Source organism: Salmonella sp. FC25216, assembly GCF_057751355.1.
Window position 1 is genome coordinate 98711 of record NZ_JBDGON010000013.1, and the last position, 19012, is coordinate 117722.

The following is a 19012-nucleotide window of genomic DNA, read 5'->3' on the forward strand; positions in this document are numbered from 1 at the left end:
TTTGCATTTATATTACAATAATCCAGTAAATGCGCCTTTTATCTACTGCATTTTCTTTATTGTAGTGTGGATTATTTCTCCGTTAGCTGGCTGTGATACTGGCGGCGATACTCCGATGGCGAGCGTTCCGTATTTTTGCGAAACAGGCGGCAGAAATAGTTACTGTCGACAAAGCCGCAGCGGTGCGCCACCTCTTTAACTTTCAGGTCATAACCCTTCAGCAACGTTTTGGCGTGTTCCAGCCGCGTATGGTTCAGGTATTCGTTAAAGCCGATGGTTCCCGTTTTCTGAAACAAGTGCGAGAGGTAATTTGGCGAGATATAAAACGCCTGCGCTACCGATTCGCGCGTCAACGGTGCGGCGTAGCGCTCATCAATATACTCCCTAATAGCTTCAAAAAGCGCGCGGCTGCGGGAGGCGGTCTGGATTTGGCTGCCGAGCAGATCGCGGCAATGGCTTAGCAGGCTGGCGACAATCAATCTGGCCGTTTGCTGCTCTTGCGGCTGCATCTGCATCTCATTAAGCGTCTGTAACAGGAAAGAGCCGATACGCGGGCCGCGGCGCGCAACGTGCTGTTTCGTGAGGTTTTGATGCTGCTGACCGTCCCAGTGGACCACGCTGAAACCTAACTGCTGTTTGCCAAACAGGATGCTCAGGGTGGTGACGGGCGTTTGCCATTGCGGGATGTTCCAGCCGCCAGCCGGAACGTAGAGAACATCGCAAGGAATGAGCGGGGCGGTAATGCTTATGTCAGTAAGCTCGCCCTCCAGCACAATCTCCAGCCGCGGAAAATCAACCTGATGTGCCAGTTCCGGTGCTGGGCCGCTGGCGCTGGAAAAATAAATCTGACGCAGCGGCTGCGGGCCGTTGATGAGGCGGGAAAGAAGGTGGCTGACGTCGTGATACATGATAATCCCTTGCCGATAGCAAACAGGGGAAACAGTAACGTCGAAAACCGATGCCCTCAAGCGATTATTGCCGGATGGTGGCGCTGAACTGCGCCTTATCCGGCCTACGGGAGAGAATAACGCCAGGCCCGATAAGCGTTAGCGCTATCGGGCAATATACCGGTTACTGATTCCCAGGCTGATCGCCATACGGCAACGTATCATAATCAATCAGCGCATTTTTCTTATACGGGTTGCCAATCCAGCGCGTGGTTGCTTTGAATTGCGGGCTGGTGATGGAACGCGTCGGGTCGTAGCCATCATAGGTCAGGCCCGCTAAGTCAGACCAGGTATGGATAAGCTCGGAGCTACTGTACTTACGATCGACATCCTGCGAGAAGTCGCGCGGATGCGCCGCCTGCCATTTCTCTGAGGTCCACAGCAGAAACGGCACCGTATACATATGACGGGTTGGCGAATCTTCGTTCCGTCCCTGCGTTTTATGCGGCGGCGTGTCATACACTTCTTCACCGTGATCGGAGAAGTAGAGCAGGAAACCGTTCGGATCGGTCGCTTTATAGTCCTTAATCAGGCTGGCGACAACATAGTCGTTATACAGATTCGCGTTGTCGTAATCGTTATACGATTCCAGTTCGTCATTGCTTAATCCCGGCGGAACATGGTCGGTTTTACCATCAAACTTGCCCTGGTTTTCCGGATAGCGGAACTTGTACTTAATGTGCGTTCCCAGCAGATGCACAATAATGAATTTTTTGGGCGCCGGGTCGGCTAACACCGCTTTAAACGGCGCCAGCACGTTGCTGTCATATTCGCGTGCGCTTTGAGTGCGCTGCTGGTTCATATAGAACTGCTTATCAGTCTGCTTAGAGAACACGGTCAGCATGGTATTACGCGCCGTCATCGTCTGCTGGTTAGTGATCCAGAAGGTTTTATACCCGGCCTGTTTCATCATATTCATCAGCGATGGCTTCGTCAGATACCAGTCCGGGTTCTTTTCGTCCGCGAACGTTAGCGCCTGTTGCAGAATCTCAATGGTGTAAGGTCGCGAAGTCACCACATTATTAAACACGGTCAGCCCGGGATCGGTTTTATGCAGCGCGTCCAGTTCCGGCGTGGTTTCGCGCGGATAACCGTACAGGCTCATACGGCCACGCTGGGTCGATTCGCCAATCACCAGTACCAGCGTGCGTGGCGCATCGCCGGAGTGGTCTTTGAAGTTAGCCAGCGGCGGCAGGGCGTCGTTTTCATTCAGCAGATTATTCAGCGAGGTGAGCTGGCGATGATACTGGTAGTAGCCAGAGATAAACTGCCACGGCGCGGCGGGTTCCATTCGTGACGCCAGGCTATCCAGCGTTTTCTCCATCGACTTATGCTTGATAAAGGTATTCATCGCGATGGGATGCAGGATCAGCCCGTACAGCAGGGCAAACGACACCAGATAACGCCAGGGCGATGGAATATAAACCGGGCGCAGACGTGTCCACAGCAAAATCGCCGCCACCGTATAAGCCAGCGCGACAAGAACAATTTTCAGACTGAAATATTGGCTTAAATATTCGCTGGCTTCATTGGCATTGGTTTCAAACATCACAAACAGAACGCTTTGTGAGAACTCCTGCCCGTAGATCACGTAATAGCTCAGCGCCGCCAGCGAGGCGGCCCAGAGTACGACGCCAATGACGGCGGCAATGAGTCGGATGCGGCCTGGAAACAGAAAGACGGGGATCAGCCACAGTGAGCTGTACAGTAGCGAATCCCGCAGGCCGTTTGTCCCGCTGTATCCGGTGAGATAAATAATGGCCTGCAGGAGGGTGGAAAAGAACCAAAAGTAAAGGAGTGCCCAACCCAGGGCTTTCCAGCTAAACGCGGGTTTAGTCTGGAGTAATGTGGATTGCATAATGAGAGCCTGTCTTTAATCGTAGCGCCAAACGTAGCGCCTGAACCTTAAAAGAATCTGAAGCAAACCTGCTTTATGCCGCGCGTTTTGCTAAGAAAGATTTATAGATGCATAAAATGCAGACAGGAATATATTGAAAAAACGACGATTATGACAGCAGTATTTCATGCCGCCCCCTGCTTAATCGCATGAGGGCGGCTTTCTTTTCGCGTTAGCCGGTGTTGCGCATACCAGCGGCGACGCCCGCAATCGTGACCATCAACGCCTGTTCAACGCGAGGATCGGGCGATTTTCCCTGCTCTTCAGTCAGACGGGAACGATGCAGCAACTCCGCCTGCAACACGTTTAAAGGATCGGTATAAACATTTCTTAACTGAATGGACTCCGCAATCCACGGTAAGTCGGCCATCAGGTGCGAGTCGTTGGCAATCGCCAGCACCACTTTAATGTCCTCTTCCAGCAGGTCTCGTAGCTCTTTGCCCAGCGGCCATAGCGTTTTCGCCACCAGGCGCTGATCGTAATAGTCGGCCAGCCACAGGTCGGCTTTCGAGAACACCATCTCCAGCATTCCAAGACGCGTGGAGAAGAACGGCCAATCGCGACACATGGCTTCCAGTTCACTTTGTTTACCATCCTCCACCACTTTTTGCAGCGCAGTACCCGCGCCCAGCCAGGCTGGTAGCATCAGGCGGTTTTGCGTCCAGGCGAAGATCCACGGAATCGCGCGCAGCGATTCGACGCCGCCGGTTGGACGACGTTTCGCTGGACGTGAGCCGAGCGGCAATTTGCCCAGCTCTTGTTCCGGCGTCGCGGAGCGGAAGTACGGCACAAAGTCTTTATTTTCGCGCACGTAGCCACGGTACGTTTCGCAAGAGATCACAGAAAGCTCATCCATAATATGACGCCAGCCGTCTTTCGGTTCCGGCGGCGGCAGCAGGTTTGCTTCCAGAATTGCGCTGGTGTAGAGCGACAGGCTGCTGACGGTGACTTCCGGCAGGCCGTATTTGAAGCGGATCATCTCACCCTGCTCGGTCACGCGCAGACCGCCTTTCAGGCTGCCCGGTGGTTGCGAAAGCAGCGCCGCGTGGGCTGGCGCGCCGCCACGGCCAATAGAGCCACCGCGACCGTGGAAGAGGGTTAGCTCGATACCGGCTTTTTCACAGGTTTTGATCAGTGCGTCCTGCGCCTGATACTGCGCCCATGATGCGGCCATGACTCCGGCGTCTTTTGCCGAGTCGGAGTAGCCGATCATTACCATCTGCTTACCCTGAATCAGCCCGCGATACCAGTCGATATTCAACAACTGAGTCATCACGTCGTCGGCATTGTTCAGGTCGTCAAGAGTTTCAAACAGCGGCGCGACCGGCATGGCAAAGCCGATACCTGCCTCTTTCAGCAGTAGATGCACAGCCAGCACGTCAGACGGCGTTTTCGCCATTGAAATCACGTAGGCGGCGATCGACCCTTTCGGCGCTTCGGCAATGACCTTGCAGGTTTCAAGCACTTCGCGGGTATCGTTGCTCGGCTCCCAGTTACGCGGCAGCAGCGGACGTTTGGAGTTCAGCTCGCGGATCAGGAAGGCCTGCTTGTCGGCTTCCGACCAGCTTTCGTAGTCACCAATACCAAGGTAGCGGGTAATTTCGCCCAGTGCTTCGGTATGGCGGGTGCTCTCCTGGCGAATATCAATACGCACCAGCGGTACGCCGAAACACTTCACGCGGCGGAGCGTATCGAGCAACTCGCCGTTGGCGATAATGCCCATGCCGCAGGCCTGTAGCGACTGGTAGCAGGCGTAAAGTGGCTCCCAGAGCTGCTCGTTTTGCGTCAGCAGACCAGCCGGTTTGGGCAGTTTCTCACCTTTCAGACGCGCTTCCAGCCAGGACTGGGTCGCCATCAGACGGGCGCGCAATTTTTTCATCAGATAGCGATACGGTTCAGACGCGCCTTCTTCGCCCACTAACGCCAGCAGCTCCGGCGTGGCGTCGACCATTGACAGTTCTGATACCAGAACATGAATGTCTTTCAGGAACAGATCGGTGGCTTTCCAGCGGCTTAACAAGAGTACGTGGCGGGTGATATCCGCCGTCACGTTCGGGTTGCCGTCACGGTCGCCGCCCATCCAGGAGGTAAAACGTACCGGCACAAAATCCACCGGCAATTTGTAGCCAAGATTTTCTTCCAGTTGTTCGTTCAGTTCACGCAGATAGTTAGGTACGCCCTGCCACAGGCTGTTTTCTACCACGGCGAAGCCCCATTTGGCTTCATCCACCGGGCTTGGACGCTGCTTGCGGATTTCATCCGTATGCCAGGATTGGGCAATCAACTGGCGCAGGCGACGCATCACCTGGTGGCGTTCGTAGTCGGCGATATCGGTATTATCAAGCTGTTTTAGACAGTTGTTGATTTCACCCATCTTGTGAATAAGCGTACGGCGGGTAATTTCTGTCGGGTGGGCGGTCAGCACCAACTCCAGAGACAGCGTCTCTACCGCTTTTTTGATGGTTGCGTCGTTGAGGTCCGGTTGGTTTTTCAGTTTACGCAGAGTGCGGGCAATCACTTCCGGGTTGCTGGCAGCTTCGCCTTTTGGCGAAATGCTGTGGTATTGCTCGGCAGTATTGGCCAGGTTCAGGAACTGACTAAACGCGCGCGCAACTGGCAGCAGCTCGTCGTTAGACAAATTTTGTAGCGTGGTGAGCAGCTCCTGGCGATTAGCTTCATTGCCGGCGCGTGAAGATTTGGATAGCTTACGGATTGTTTCTACGCGATCAAGAATGTGCTCTCCCAGCGCATCCTTGATGGTTTCTCCCAGCACCTTGCCGAGCATACTGACATTACTACGCAACGCGGAATATTGTTCGTTCATATGATCCCAGACACCCCATCTCTGTTGTAATTGTCCTGCATCTTTCACGCTGCGGCGGCGTTGGCTGCGCTCTCCCACCCAGGTCACTTACTTATGTAAGCTCCCTGGGATGTGCTCGTTTGCCGTCTTGCCGCAACGCGAAATCTTTCGGACCAAGCTTTTTCACATCACTTCTCATCTTTATAAAGCCACGTAAAACCCGTGGCGTCAATTACTGCGAAATCGGTTCAGCAAACGAAAAAATGGCGATAATTTACGTTATTTAATTCATACCGAATCAAATAAGCATTGCTTATGGAAATGTAAAAAACATGGTAATGACCTGTTGCCGGATGACACTACACTAATCCGGCAACAGGTGGATTCTGGCCCGATAAACATAGCGCTACCGAGCAATATGCATTAATGCCAGCAAAAATGGTGTACTACCTGGGTAATTAATTCCCGGGTGGGCTTAATAAAACGCGTTTCGAGATATTCATCCGGCTGATGGGCCTGATTAATTGAGCCAGGACCGAGCACCAGCGTTGGACATAATGTCTGAATAAACGGTGCTTCAGTACAGTAGTTCACCACGTCGGTTTTTGTACCCAACAGTTTTTCTACTACTTCAACCAGTTGGTGGTCCGGTGGACACTCGTAGCCCGGAATCGGCGGATGTAATTCTGCCACCGTCAGGCGGCCCGGCCAGCGTTCGCTTACGGGGGCCAGAGCGTCGTTAAGCAATCCATTGAGGTCGTTTAACGTCATGCCCGGCAGTGGACGAATATCCATATGTAGTTCACAGCAGGCGCAGATGCGGTTTGAGGCATCGCCGCCGTGGATATGGCCCAGGTTCAGCGTTGGATATGGAACGGTAAACGCCTCGTAGTGATATCGCGCTTTCAGCGCGTCACGCAGTTGCATGATACGGCCAACCGCATCGTGCATCAGTTCAATGGCGTTAACCCCACGCGCCGGATCGCTGGAGTGACCGGACTGGCCCAGGACGCGAACGACATTAGAGATATGCCCTTTGTGTGCGCGTACCGGTTGCAAAGATGTCGGTTCGCCAATGATTGCGCAGTCCGGACGTAATGCCGTGGTTTCGGAAAAATAACGCGCCCCGGCCATGCTGGTCTCTTCATCGGCGGTCGCCAAAATGTAGAGCGGCTTTTTCAGTTGTGTTACGTCAACGTCACGTAGCGCGTCCAGAATAAAAGCGAAGAAGCCTTTCATATCCGCAGTGCCCAGGCCATAGAGCTTGTTGTCGTGCTCGGTCAGCGTGAACGGGTCGCGCGTCCAGCGTCCGTCATCAAAGGGAACCGTATCGGTATGACCGGCCAGCAGCAAACCGCCCGCGCCATGTCCGGTGCTGGCGAGCATATTAAATTTGTTTCGCGTTCCCGGAACCGGTTGAACCTCTACGTTGAAACCAAGATCGCTGAACCAGCCTGCAAGCAAAGTGATTAAAGACGCATTACTTTGATCCAGGGATTCTTCGGTTGCGCTTATCGATGGTGTGGCAATCAGAGCGCGGTAAATCTCGATAAATGGCGGTAAAACGTTTTTCATTGTTGACACACCTCAGGTCATGATAGTATCAATATTCATGCATTAATTGTGAATAAAAATACACTAACGTTGAGCATAAAGGAACCCGATGTTGAATACGCTGATTGTAGGCGCTAGCGGTTATGCGGGCGCAGAGCTTGTAAGCTACGTAAATCGCCACCCACATATGACCATAACCGCTTTGACCGTCTCAGCGCAAAGCAATGATGCAGGAAAGTTAATTTCTGATTTACATCCGCAGTTAAAAGGGATTGTTGATCTGCCATTGCAACCGATGTCGGATGTGCGTGACTTTAGCGCAGATGTTGATGTGGTGTTCCTGGCGACAGCGCATGAAGTGAGCCACGATCTGGCGCCGCAGTTTTTACAGGCCGGATGCGTCGTATTCGATCTTTCCGGCGCGTTTCGGGTAAATGATCGCGCCTTCTATGAAAAGTATTACGGATTTACTCATCAGTATCCTGAACTGCTGGAACAGGCGGTGTACGGTCTGGCGGAGTGGAATGCCGATAAACTGAACGCGGCGAATCTGATTGCGGTTCCTGGTTGTTATCCAACCGCGGCGCAGTTGTCGCTAAAACCGCTGATTGACGGTGGGCTTCTGGAGCTGACGCAGTGGCCAGTAATTAATGCCACCAGCGGGGTGAGTGGCGCGGGGCGCAAGGCGGCAATGTCGAACAGTTTCTGTGAAGTGAGTCTGCAACCGTATGGCGTGTTTACGCATCGTCATCAGCCGGAAATCGCCGCCCATCTGGGCGCGGAGGTCATCTTCACCCCGCATCTGGGGAATTTTCCTCGCGGGATTCTGGAAACCATTACCTGCCGCCTGAAAGCGGGCGTAACCCATGTGCAGGTCGCCGACGTGTTGCAAAAAGCCTATGGCGACAAACCGCTGGTGCGCCTGTATGACAAAGGCGTTCCGGCGTTAAAGAACGTCGTCGGGTTGCCGTTCTGTGATATTGGTTTTGCCGTCCAGGGCGAACATCTGATTGTGGTGGCAACCGAAGATAACCTGTTGAAAGGCGCAGCGGCGCAGGCGGTGCAATGCGCTAATATTCGTTTCGGCTTCGCTGAAACGCAGTCTCTTATTTAAGGGTGAAATGATGAATCCATTAATTATCAAGCTGGGTGGCGTATTACTGGATAGCGAAGAGGCTCTGGAACGTCTTTTTACCGCGCTGGTCAACTATCGTGAGTCCCATCAGCGTGCGCTGGTGGTTGTTCACGGTGGTGGTTGTGTGGTGGATGAGCTGATGAAAGGGCTTAATTTGCCAGTGAAAAAGAAAGACGGCCTGCGCGTGACGCCTGCCGATCAGATTGGCATCATTACCGGGGCGCTGGCGGGAACCGCTAACAAAACCCTGCTGGCCTGGGCGAAGAAACACCATATCGCCTCTGTTGGTCTGTTTCTGGGCGATGGCGACAGCGTAAAAGTGACTCAACTCGATGAAGCGTTAGGCCACGTCGGGCTGGCGCAGCCGGGGTCGCCGAAGCTGATTAACACATTGCTGGAAAACGGCTTTCTGCCGGTAGTCAGCTCCATTGGCGTAACAGACGACGGCCAACTGATGAACGTCAACGCCGATCAGGCGGCAACCGCGCTGGCGGCGACGCTGGGGGCCGATCTGATCCTGCTTTCTGACGTGAGCGGTATTCTGGACGGCAAAGGCCAGCGTATCGCTGAAATGACGGCGTCCAAAGCAGAGCAGCTTATCGACCAGGGCATTATTACCGACGGTATGATTGTGAAAGTGAATGCGGCTCTCGATGCTGCGAGGGCGCTGGGTCGCCCGGTGGATATCGCTTCCTGGCGTCATGCGGAACAATTGCCAGCGCTGTTTAATGGTACGCCGATTGGCACGCGTATTCTGGCTTAACTATTTGTGCGCCGGATAATCGTAGCGCTATCCGGCAGTGAAATTCGAAGAATTTAAGGAAGTATATTATGGCACTTTGGGGTGGGCGCTTTACACAGGCGGCAGACCAGCGGTTTAAACAATTCAATGATTCGTTGCGCTTCGATTACCGTCTGGCGGAGCAGGATATTGTCGGTTCTGTGGCCTGGTCCAAAGCATTAGTCACGGTGGGCGTACTGACTGCCGATGAGCAACGACAGTTGGAAGAGGCGCTGAACGTGCTGCTGGAAGAGGTTCGCGCGAATCCGCAGCAAATCCTGCAAAGCGATGCGGAAGATATCCATAGCTGGGTGGAAGGTAAGCTCATCGACAAAGTGGGTCAGTTGGGTAAAAAGCTGCACACCGGACGCAGCCGTAACGATCAGGTGGCGACGGACCTGAAACTGTGGTGCAAAGAGACGGTGATGGAGCTGCTCACCGCCAACCGCCAGCTACAGAGCGCGCTGGTGGAAACCGCGCAGGAGAACCAGGACGCGGTAATGCCGGGATATACCCATCTGCAACGCGCGCAGCCAGTGACTTTCGCCCACTGGTGTCTCGCGTATGTCGAAATGCTGGTGCGAGATGAAAGCCGCCTGCAGGATACACTCAAACGTCTGGACGTGAGTCCGTTAGGTTGCGGCGCGCTGGCGGGAACAGCCTATGAAATCGACCGTGAACAATTGGCAGGCTGGCTGGGCTTCACGTCTGCGACCCGCAACAGTCTGGACAGCGTGTCGGATCGTGACCACGTACTGGAACTGCTTTCTGATGCGGCTATTGGTATGGTGCATCTGTCACGCTTCGCGGAAGATCTGATTTTCTTTAATTCTGGTGAAGCGGGCTTTGTGGAGCTTTCTGACCGCGTTACTTCCGGTTCATCGTTAATGCCGCAGAAGAAAAACCCGGACGCGCTGGAGCTGATTCGCGGTAAGTGCGGTCGCGTACAAGGGGCGCTAACCGGCATGATGATGACCTTAAAAGGTCTGCCGCTGGCTTATAACAAAGATATGCAGGAAGACAAAGAAGGGCTGTTCGATGCGCTCGATACCTGGCTTGACTGCCTGCATATGGCAGCGTTGGTGCTGGACGGTATTCAGGTGAAACGCCCACGTTGCCAGGACGCGGCGCAACAGGGGTATGCCAACGCCACGGAGCTGGCGGATTACCTGGTCGCGAAAGGCGTGCCGTTTCGCGAAGCGCACCATATTGTCGGCGAAGCGGTGGTAGAAGCCATTCGCCAGGGTAAGCCGCTGGAAGCGTTGCCGCTGGCTGATTTACAGAAATTCAGCCGCGTGATTGGCGACGATGTGTATCCGATATTGTCTTTACAGTCGTGTCTGGATAAACGGGCGGCAAAAGGCGGTGTTTCTCCGCAACAGGTAGCGCAGGCCATCGACGATGCGAAGGCGCGCCTCGCGTTGTAGGCCTGATAGCGTAGCGCCATCAGGCAATATAGCCCGGCCGAGCGTAAGCGACGCCGGGTTTTTTACGCAAAAAAAAAGCGGACCAGAGGTCCGCAAAAGTTCACGTTGGCTTTAGTTATTTCGGGTTCGAGAGATACCCTCTGAACGGGCGGTGTCTTCAAGGGTTAAACGAGAAACCGCTCCGTTTCTGTGATGTATTATTAATCAGAAAGGTTGATAGGGATAATCGTTCGTTGCTATGCTACCTATCGCCATGAACTATCGTGGCGACGGAGGATGAATAATGAATATTCGTGATCTTGAATATCTGGTGGCGTTAGCCGAACATCGCCATTTCCGGCGAGCGGCGGACTCCTGTCACGTCAGCCAGCCAACCCTTAGCGGGCAAATTCGCAAGCTGGAAGATGAGCTGGGCGTTATGCTGCTGGAGCGTACGAGTCGTAAGGTGCTGTTTACCCAGGCGGGCTTACTGCTGGTGGATCAGGCGCGCACCGTGCTGCGTGAGGTCAAGGTGCTCAAGGAGATGGCAAGCCAACAAGGTGAGGCGATGTCCGGCCCGTTACATATTGGTTTAATCCCAACGGTTGGCCCCTATTTGCTGCCGCTTATTATTCCGATGTTGCACCAGACTTTCCCGAAGCTGGAAATGTATCTGCATGAGGCGCAAACCCATCAGCTGTTAGCGCAACTCGATAGCGGCAAGCTTGACTGCGCTATTCTGGCACTGGTGAAAGAGAGTGAGGCATTTATCGAAGTGCCGCTGTTTGATGAGCCCATGATGCTGGCTATTTATGAGGATCATCCGTGGGCGAATCGCGATCGCGTGCCGATGTCCGATCTGGCGGGCGAAAAATTGCTGATGCTGGAAGATGGCCACTGTCTGCGCGATCAGGCGATGGGGTTCTGTTTCGAAGCGGGAGCGGATGAAGATACCCATTTCCGGGCGACCAGTCTGGAAACGCTGCGCAACATGGTGGCGGCGGGCAGTGGTATTACGCTACTTCCTGCGCTGGCAGTGCCGCAGGAGCGTAAGCGCGACGGCGTGGTCTATCTGCCATGCATTAAGCCGGAGCCGCGTCGTACCGTGGGGCTGGTTTATCGCCCGGGATCGCCGCTGCGTAGCCGTTATGAGCAACTGGCAGAGGCCATCCGTGGCGCAATGGATGGCCATTTCGACAAGGCGTTAAAACAGGCGGTTTAAGCCGTTTAGCGCCGCAACCCGATAAGCTTCCGCCATGGTTGGGTAGTTAAAGGTGGTGTTAACGAAGTACTCGATGGTGTTACCGCCACCTTTCTGCTCCATGATCGCCTGGCCGATATGAATAATTTCGGCGGCGCGTTCGCCAAAGCAGTGAATCCCCAGAATTTCTTTGGTTTCACGGTGGAAGAGAATTTTTAGCGTGCCGACGTTCATGCCAACGATTTGCGCTCGCGCCAGATGCTTAAACTGCGCGCGGCCCACTTCATAAGGCACTTTCATTGCCGTTAACTGCTGCTCGGTTTTGCCGACAGAACTGATTTCCGGAATGGTATAAATCCCGGTGGGGATATCTTCGATAAGATGCGCGGTCGCTTCGCCTTTCACCAGCGCCTGCGCTGCAATACGCCCCTGATCGTAGGCTGCGGAAGCCAGACTGGGATAGCCAATCACGTCGCCCACCGCATAGACGTGCGGCAGGGCGGTCTGGTACATGCTGTTGACCTTGAGCTGTCCACGGCTGTCTGTTTCCAGACCAATATTCTCCAGCGCCAGCGAATCGGTGTTACCGGTACGGCCATTGGCATAGAGCAGACAGTCAGCCTTCAGTTTTTTGCCGGATTTCAGGTGCATGATGACGCCATCATCGCAGCCTTCGATTTTCTCATACTCTTCATTGTGGCGAATCACCACACCACTATTCCAGAAATGGTAAGAGAGAGAGTCGGACATCTCCTGATCGAGAAAGGCCAGCAGGCGATCGCGAGTGTTGATCAGATCCACTTTCACATCCATACCGCGGAAGATGGACGCATATTCGCAGCCGATAACGCCGGCGCCATAAATAATAACGTGGCGCGGTTCATGGTGGAGGCTAAGGATTGAGTCGCTGTCATAAATGCGCGGATGCGAGAAATCCACATCATTGGGATGGTAAGGACGCGAACCACAAGCAATAACAAATTTTTCTGCCGTCAGGGTTTCAACCGTGCCGTCATGGCATTCCAGCGCCAGGGTATGTTCGTCAATAAAATGGGCGTTGCCCTGCAAGATTTCACAGTGGTTACGCTCATAAAACCCCTGACGCATACGCGTTTGTTGATTAATCACGTTATCAGCATGGTTGAGGATATCGGCGAAAGAAGAACGAAGGAGACGGGAGTGGTCGCTATAGAGCGGGTTTTGATTAAATTCGATAATACGGCTGACGGCGTGGCGAAGGGCTTTGGATGGGATGGTGCCCCAGTGGGTACATCCGCCGCCAACGTTATGATAACGCTCAATCACCGCGACGCGTGCTCCTTGCTTAACCAGACCCATTGCAGCGCCTTCACCGCCGGGGCCTGACCCTATGACGACTGCATCATAATCCCAGGAATGTGGCATGGTATTACTCACCTGTTTTTATACATAAAATAAACACGATGATAACATTTGCCCAGCTTTAACCCAATTATCGTTGTGCTTTTTTGCGAAGCCGGAGCACAAACTGTCTGTAAACAATCATTCACAATCCAGTGTGAACCCGTTACTTTTATTCTCTGGTATAGTGCCGAATAAGGCATATGGAAGGATTCAGACATTGTGATGGGTGTTAGAGCGCAACAAAAAGAAAAAACCCGGCGTTCGCTGGTGGAAGCCGCATTCAGCCAACTGAGCGCTGAGCGGAGTTTCGCCAGCCTGAGTTTGCGTGAAGTGGCGCGTGAAGCGGGCATTGCGCCGACGTCGTTTTACCGTCATTTTCGCGATGTTGATGAACTCGGTCTGACGATGGTGGATGAAAGCGGTCTGATGTTGCGTCAGTTGATGCGTCAGGCGCGACAGCGCATCGCGAAAGGCGGCAGCGTCATCCGCACGTCGGTCTCCACATTTATGGAGTTTATCGGCAACAACCCCAACGCCTTCCGTCTGTTGTTGCGCGAGCGTTCCGGCACTTCAGCGGCGTTTCGTGCTGCCGTCGCGCGGGAGATTCAGCACTTTATTGCGGAACTTGCCGACTATCTGGAACTCGAAAACCATATGCCGCGTGCGTTTACTGAAGCCCAGGCCGAAGCGATGGTGACTATTGTCTTTAGCGCGGGTGCAGAGGCGTTGGACATCGGCGCTGAACAGCGTCGGCAATTAGAAGAGCGGCTGGTATTGCAACTGCGCATGATTGCGAAAGGGGCGTATTACTGGTATCGCCGTGAGCAAGAGAAAATAGCACATCATTCCGAATAACGTGAAGGACGAGTAATGAAACAGTCAGGTCAAGATAAAGGTACGCTGTTGCTGGCGCTCATCGCTGGCTTATCGATTAACGGCACATTCGCGGCACTGTTTAGCGCTATTGTGCCGTTCTCCGTATTCCCGATTATCTCGCTGGTGCTGACGGTATATTGCCTGCATCAACGCTACCAAAATCGTACTATGCCGGTGGGTTTGCCGGGGCTGGCCGCCGCCTGTTTTATTCTTGGCGTTTTACTGTATAGCACCGTCGTGCGTGCAGAATATCCGGATATGGGCTCTAATTTCTTTCCGGCGGTGCTGTCGGTGATTCTGGTATTCTGGATTGGCTTTAAGATGCGCAATCGGAAGCAGGACATCGCGGAGTAGTGTGCGAATGCCAGATGGCGGCGCAAGCGCCTGATCCGGCCTACAACTGTACATATATGTAGGCCGGGCAAGCGAAGCGCCCCGGCAGAACGCCAGATAGCGGTATAATCGGCTATCCGACGTATATTTTACCTTGCGGTCAATAACACCCCGCATTCCATATGATGCGTATACGGGAACTGATCGAACAGCGCCAGGCGAGACACCGTGTGCGTCTGGCTTAATGTTTCCAGGTTTTTGCACAACGTTTCCGGATTGCAGGAAATGTACAGAATACGTGGATAAGCCTGCACCATTTTTTCAGTTTCGCTGTCCAGACCGCTGCGCGGCGGATCGACAAAAATGGTTTCGCACTGATAGCGCTTCAGATCGATCCCCTGTAAGCGATTAAACTCACGGACGCCGTTCATCGCCTGGGTAAACTCTTCCGCCGCCATGCGAATAATCTGAACATTATCAATATGATTAGCGGCAATATTATACTGCGCGGCAGCGACGGACGGTTTGGCGATTTCGGTTGCCAGCACGCGGTTAAAATTGCGCGCCAGCGCTAAAGAAAAATTGCCGTTGCCGCAATACAACTCAAGCAGATCGCCTTTTGAGTCTTTCGTCACCTCCAGCGCCCACTCTAACATCTGAATATTCATGGCGGCGTTTGGCTGCGTAAAGCTGTTTTCGACTTGGCGGTAGATCATTTCTTTACCTGCCACAGGCAGACGCTCATCAATATAATCCTGATCCAATTCGACTTTGGTTTTAGTGGCCCGGCCAATCAGGTGTACGTTCAGACCTTGCGCGCGTAAAGCATCGCGTAACGCAGTGGCGGCTTCATGCCACTCTTCGTCCAGCTTCTTATGGTACAGCAACGACACTACCGCCTGGTTGCTCAAGGTGGTGAGATAATCGATCTGGAACAGCTTATGCCGCAGTGCATGATTATCGCGCACGCCGGCAATCATCGCCTTCATTAAGGTATTAATCAGTTGGCTGGCCGCCGGGAAGCTGTCAACGCGAATCCGGCTTTTGGTCTGCTGATCAAACATAATGTGGTACAGGTCATCGCCGTCATGCCACAGGCGAAATTCCGCACGCATACGATAGTGACTGACCGGCGAGCGAAATACTTCCGGAACCAGGCCAGAAAACGGCGCCATCATACTCTGCAAGCGCGCCACTTTTTCGGCTAGCTGCGCCTCATACTGTTCTGTCGGAAGATGTTCGGGGGTCATATCGCATCCTGAATAATAAAAGTACGCGGGGATTGTAGGGATTGCTCAGTGGATGTCCAGCTATTGATGATTTCTGATTTGTGATGCGCGGTCTGGACAGGGTGTTGTGACAGACGGTAGCATCCGTGGGCCGGTCCTGTGAGTTAATAGGGAATCCAGTGAAAATCTGGAGCTGACGCGCAGCGGTAAGGAAAGGTGAGATGAGAGCGTAAGCAGACACTGCCTCCGGTGGGAAGTCATCATTTCTGCTATCCAGCCAACGGATAACCCTCCAAGCCCGAAGACCTGCCGGCTAACGTCGCATCTGGTTTTCATCATCGCGTACTATCGATGAAGCCTGCGGCATCCTTCTTATATTGTGGATGCTTTACAATGATTAAAAAAGCTACGCTGCTGACGGCGTTCTCCGTCACGGCCTTTTCCGCTTGGGCGCAGGACACTAGCCCGGATACCCTGGTTGTCACCGCCAACCGTTTTCAGCAGCCTGTAAACTCTGTTTTGGCGCCAACTGATGTCGTCACCCGCGAGGATATTCAGCGCTGGCAGTCAAAAGATCTTAATGACGTAATGCGCCGTCTTCCTGGTGTGGATATTTCACAGAGCGGCGGAATGGGGAAGAGTTCCTCGCTGTATGTTCGCGGCACCGAATCGCGGCATGTCCTGGTACTGATTGATGGTGTGCCGATGGCGCGGGCGGGCATTAGTAACGCGATTGATATTGGTCAGCTTCCGGTGTCGTTAGTGCAGCGCATTGAATACATTCGCGGACCGCGTTCAGCGGTGTACGGTTCTGGCGCGATTGGCGGCGTCGTCAATATCATTACGATGAGCAATGACGAGAAATCACAGATCAACGCCGGTATGGGATCGGATGGTTACCAGACCTATGATGGGATTATGAATAAACGGTTTGGCGATACGATTGTAACTGCTGCCGGGGCGTATGAGACGACCAGGGGTTTTAACATTCAGCCTGACTCTCCCTATAACGGGGACAGTGACCGGGACGGCTACCGCAATAAGCTGTTCTGGGGAGGCGTACAGCATAAGTTTAACGATAACGTCTCCGGTTTCTTTCGCGGTTATGGCTATACGGCGAATAGCGATTACGATCAGGGTTCATATGGTCATGTTGGCGGCAATGATGAGGCCCAGAATTACACCCAATCTTGGGATGCTGGCCTGCAATACAGTTCTGGCATCTATTCTTCTCAGCTGATCGCCAATTATCAACATATTAAAGATTACAACTACAGTCACGATCTTGGTCGGTATGCGGGGGATGCCTCGCTGGATAACATGGAGCAGCGTTATATTCAGTGGGGTAATAGTGTTGAAGTTGGGCACGGAGCGGTTAGCGGCGGGGCTGACTGGAAACAGGAAAAGCTGACCTCCAGTAGTACAACGAAGGCCGATACTTACAAACGTGATACCACCGGGCTTTACCTGACCGGACAGCAACAAATCGATAGTGTCACGTTGGAAGCTTCTGGCCGTGAAGATCATGATGAGCAGTTCGGCTGGCATGGGACATGGCAGACCGCAGCGGGCTGGGAGTTTGTTGATGGTTATCGGGCAACTCTCTCCTATGGTACGGGGTTCCTGGCACCGTCCCTTGGGCAGCAATATGGCGCGACGCGTTTTGCATCATCTTATGGGCCTGGTATTGCCGCTAACCCAAACCTAAAGCCGGAAGAATCCAGGCAGTGGGAGGCCGGCATTGATGGGCTGACCGGACCGCTGGATTGGCGCCTTTCTGCATATCATTATAAGGTTCAAAACCTGATCGATTATACAGATAATCAATACGTTAATCTGAAATCGGCCACTATTAAAGGTCTGGAGTGGACCGGAAATATCACCACCGGCCCGGTAGATCACCACCTGACGCTGCAATACGTCGATCCGCGTGATGATGAAACCAATAAGGTTCTCTATCGCCGTGCTAAGCAGCAGGTAAAGTATGAGCTGACCGGACAGATTTTTGAACTCGGCTGGAATGTGATGTATCAGTACCTCGGCGAACGTTACGATAAAGACTTCGACAATAATAGAGATGTAAAAATGGGCGGCTTGAGCTTGTGGGATATTGGAGTTTCATATCCGCTCACCTCACATCTGACAGTTCGTGGTAAAATAGCCAACCTGTTCGACAAAGATTACGAGACAGTTTATGGCTACCAAACTGCAGGACGAGAATACACCTTGTCTGGCAGCTACACCTTCTGAACCACGTCCCACCGTGCTGGTATTTGATTCTGGCGTCGGTGGATTGTCGGTCTATGATGAGATTCGGCGGCTCCTGCCGGATCTCCACTATATATATGCTTTCGATAACGTGGCATTCCCCTATGGGGAAAAGAGCGAAACGTTTATCGTCGAGCGCGTTGTCGAGATTGTTACTGCGGTACAGCAGTGCTATCCCCTTTCACTGGCGGTGATAGCCTGCAATACCGCCAGTACGGTTTCACTTCCCGCATTACGTGAAAAGTTTGCCTTCCCGGTGGTGGGCGTTGTACCTGCGATTAAACCAGCGGCGCGGCTTACCGCAAATGGCGTCGTCGGGCTACTGGCGACGCGAGCGACGGTCAAGCGTCCTTATACTCACGAGCTGATTGCGCGCTTCGCCAATGAATGTCAGATAGCTATGTTGGGGTCGGCAGAACTGGTGGAACTGGCGGAAGCTAAATTACATGGCAACTCGGTATCGCTGGAAGAGCTACGCCGTATATTACGTCCATGGCTGCGAATGCCGGAACCGCCTGACACGGTCGTTCTGGGGTGTACGCATTTCCCTCTATTACGAGACGAGCTTTTGCAAGTCCTGCCCGAAGGGACGCGGTTAGTGGATTCCGGCGCGGCGATAGCGCGTCGTACAGCCTGGCTGTTGGAGCATGAAGCGCCGTATGCAAAATCGACCGATGCCAATATTGCTTATTGCATGGCAATGACGCCAGAAGCTGAACAATTATTGCCCGTTTTACAGCGTTATGGCTTTGAAACGCTCGAAAAACTGGCGGTTTAATGGCGTTTTGGGTAAATACCAGGCACTTGGAAAATTATTTTAAATTTCCTCTTGTCAGGCAGAAATAACTCCCTATAATGCGCCACCACTGACACGGAACAACGGCACACAGGCCGCCGGGTCAGCGGGGTTCAGACCAGAACCTCACGGAGAAAAGCGAAAATAAACGCTTGACTCTGAAGCGGGAAAGCGTAATATGCACACCCCGCGCCGCTGAGAAAAGCGCAGCGGCACTGCTCTTTAACAATTTATCAGACAATCTGTGTGGGCACTCGAAGATACGGATTCTTAACGTCCCCGGACGAAAAACGAATACCAAGTCTCTGAGTGAACACGTAATTCATTACGAAGTTTAATTCACGAGCATCAAACTTAAATTGAAGAGTTTGATCATGGCTCAGATTGAACGCTGGCGGCAGGC

Annotated in this window: 14 protein-coding genes and 1 riboswitch; of the genes, 8 read left to right on the forward strand and 6 right to left on the reverse strand. The window is 53.1% G+C overall.

What is annotated here, in order from left to right; genetic code table 11:
• Positions 1 to 71: 71 nt before the first annotated feature.
• The 4 genes from AC3G3F_RS20900 to argE form a co-directional block, all read right to left on the reverse strand.
• The gene (locus tag AC3G3F_RS20900) at positions 72 to 908 is read right to left on the reverse strand and encodes a helix-turn-helix transcriptional regulator (RefSeq protein WP_053528776.1); all 837 of its coding nucleotides are present in this window, start codon (positions 906 to 908) and stop codon (positions 72 to 74) included.
• Positions 909 to 1071: 163 nt separating this feature from the next.
• Positions 1072 to 2805 (reverse strand): phosphoethanolamine transferase CptA, encoded by a 1734-nt coding sequence (locus AC3G3F_RS20905; RefSeq protein ID WP_063389971.1) that lies wholly within the window; start codon positions 2803 to 2805, stop codon positions 1072 to 1074.
• Positions 2806 to 3016: 211 nt separating this feature from the next.
• Positions 3017 to 5668, reverse strand: coding sequence for a phosphoenolpyruvate carboxylase (gene ppc / locus AC3G3F_RS20910; protein WP_053528810.1), 2652 nt, complete (start codon positions 5666 to 5668; stop codon positions 3017 to 3019).
• A gap of 402 nt (positions 5669 to 6070) precedes the next feature.
• Complete coding sequence (gene argE / locus AC3G3F_RS20915; RefSeq protein ID WP_023249167.1) at positions 6071 to 7222, reverse strand: acetylornithine deacetylase; 1152 nt, start codon at positions 7220 to 7222, stop codon at positions 6071 to 6073.
• Between the two features lie 88 nt (positions 7223 to 7310).
• On the opposite strand from argE, the gene argC reads away from it, so the two are divergent.
• The 4 genes from argC to oxyR all read left to right on the forward strand — a co-directional run bounded on the left by argC (position 7311) and on the right by oxyR (position 11745).
• Entirely contained in the window at positions 7311 to 8315 is a 1005-nt protein-coding gene (gene argC / locus AC3G3F_RS20920; RefSeq protein ID WP_053528774.1) for an N-acetyl-gamma-glutamyl-phosphate reductase, read from the forward strand.
• A 7-nt stretch (positions 8316 to 8322) separates the two neighbouring features.
• The gene (gene argB / locus AC3G3F_RS20925; RefSeq protein WP_139384838.1) at positions 8323 to 9099 is read left to right on the forward strand and encodes an acetylglutamate kinase; all 777 of its coding nucleotides are present in this window, start codon (positions 8323 to 8325) and stop codon (positions 9097 to 9099) included.
• 68 nt (positions 9100 to 9167) lie between these two features.
• The gene (argH, locus tag AC3G3F_RS20930; RefSeq protein WP_023249170.1) at positions 9168 to 10544 is read left to right on the forward strand and encodes an argininosuccinate lyase; all 1377 of its coding nucleotides are present in this window, start codon (positions 9168 to 9170) and stop codon (positions 10542 to 10544) included.
• A gap of 283 nt (positions 10545 to 10827) precedes the next feature.
• Positions 10828 to 11745, forward strand: a complete 918-nt coding sequence (gene oxyR / locus AC3G3F_RS20935; protein ID WP_023249171.1) for a DNA-binding transcriptional regulator OxyR — start codon at positions 10828 to 10830, stop codon at positions 11743 to 11745.
• On the opposite strand, the gene sthA is transcribed toward oxyR, so the two are convergent.
• Positions 11728 to 13128, reverse strand: a complete 1401-nt coding sequence (sthA, locus tag AC3G3F_RS20940) for a Si-specific NAD(P)(+) transhydrogenase (protein ID WP_001120789.1) — start codon at positions 13126 to 13128, stop codon at positions 11728 to 11730. The genes oxyR and sthA overlap by 18 nt on opposite strands.
• Before the next feature lie 198 nt (positions 13129 to 13326).
• On the opposite strand from sthA, the gene fabR reads away from it, so the two are divergent.
• Entirely contained in the window at positions 13327 to 13962 is a 636-nt protein-coding gene (fabR, locus tag AC3G3F_RS20945; RefSeq protein WP_000971958.1) for an HTH-type transcriptional repressor FabR, read from the forward strand.
• 15 nt (positions 13963 to 13977) lie between these two features.
• The gene (locus AC3G3F_RS20950) at positions 13978 to 14337 is read left to right on the forward strand and encodes a YijD family membrane protein (protein WP_023249172.1); all 360 of its coding nucleotides are present in this window, start codon (positions 13978 to 13980) and stop codon (positions 14335 to 14337) included.
• 128 nt (positions 14338 to 14465) lie between these two features.
• On the opposite strand, the gene trmA is transcribed toward AC3G3F_RS20950, so the two are convergent.
• Complete coding sequence (trmA, locus tag AC3G3F_RS20955; protein ID WP_053510014.1) at positions 14466 to 15566, reverse strand: tRNA (uridine(54)-C5)-methyltransferase TrmA; 1101 nt, start codon at positions 15564 to 15566, stop codon at positions 14466 to 14468.
• Between the two features lie 114 nt (positions 15567 to 15680).
• Positions 15681 to 15873: riboswitch (cobalamin riboswitch) on the forward strand.
• A 65-nt stretch (positions 15874 to 15938) separates the two neighbouring features.
• On the opposite strand from trmA, the gene btuB reads away from it, so the two are divergent.
• Complete coding sequence (gene btuB, locus AC3G3F_RS20960) at positions 15939 to 17795, forward strand: TonB-dependent vitamin B12 receptor BtuB (RefSeq protein WP_023249174.1); 1857 nt, start codon at positions 15939 to 15941, stop codon at positions 17793 to 17795.
• Positions 17740 to 18591, forward strand: a complete 852-nt coding sequence (murI, locus tag AC3G3F_RS20965) for a glutamate racemase (protein WP_023249175.1) — start codon at positions 17740 to 17742, stop codon at positions 18589 to 18591. Before btuB ends, murI begins: the two co-directional genes overlap by 56 nt.
• Positions 18592 to 19012: the final 421 nt, after the last annotated feature.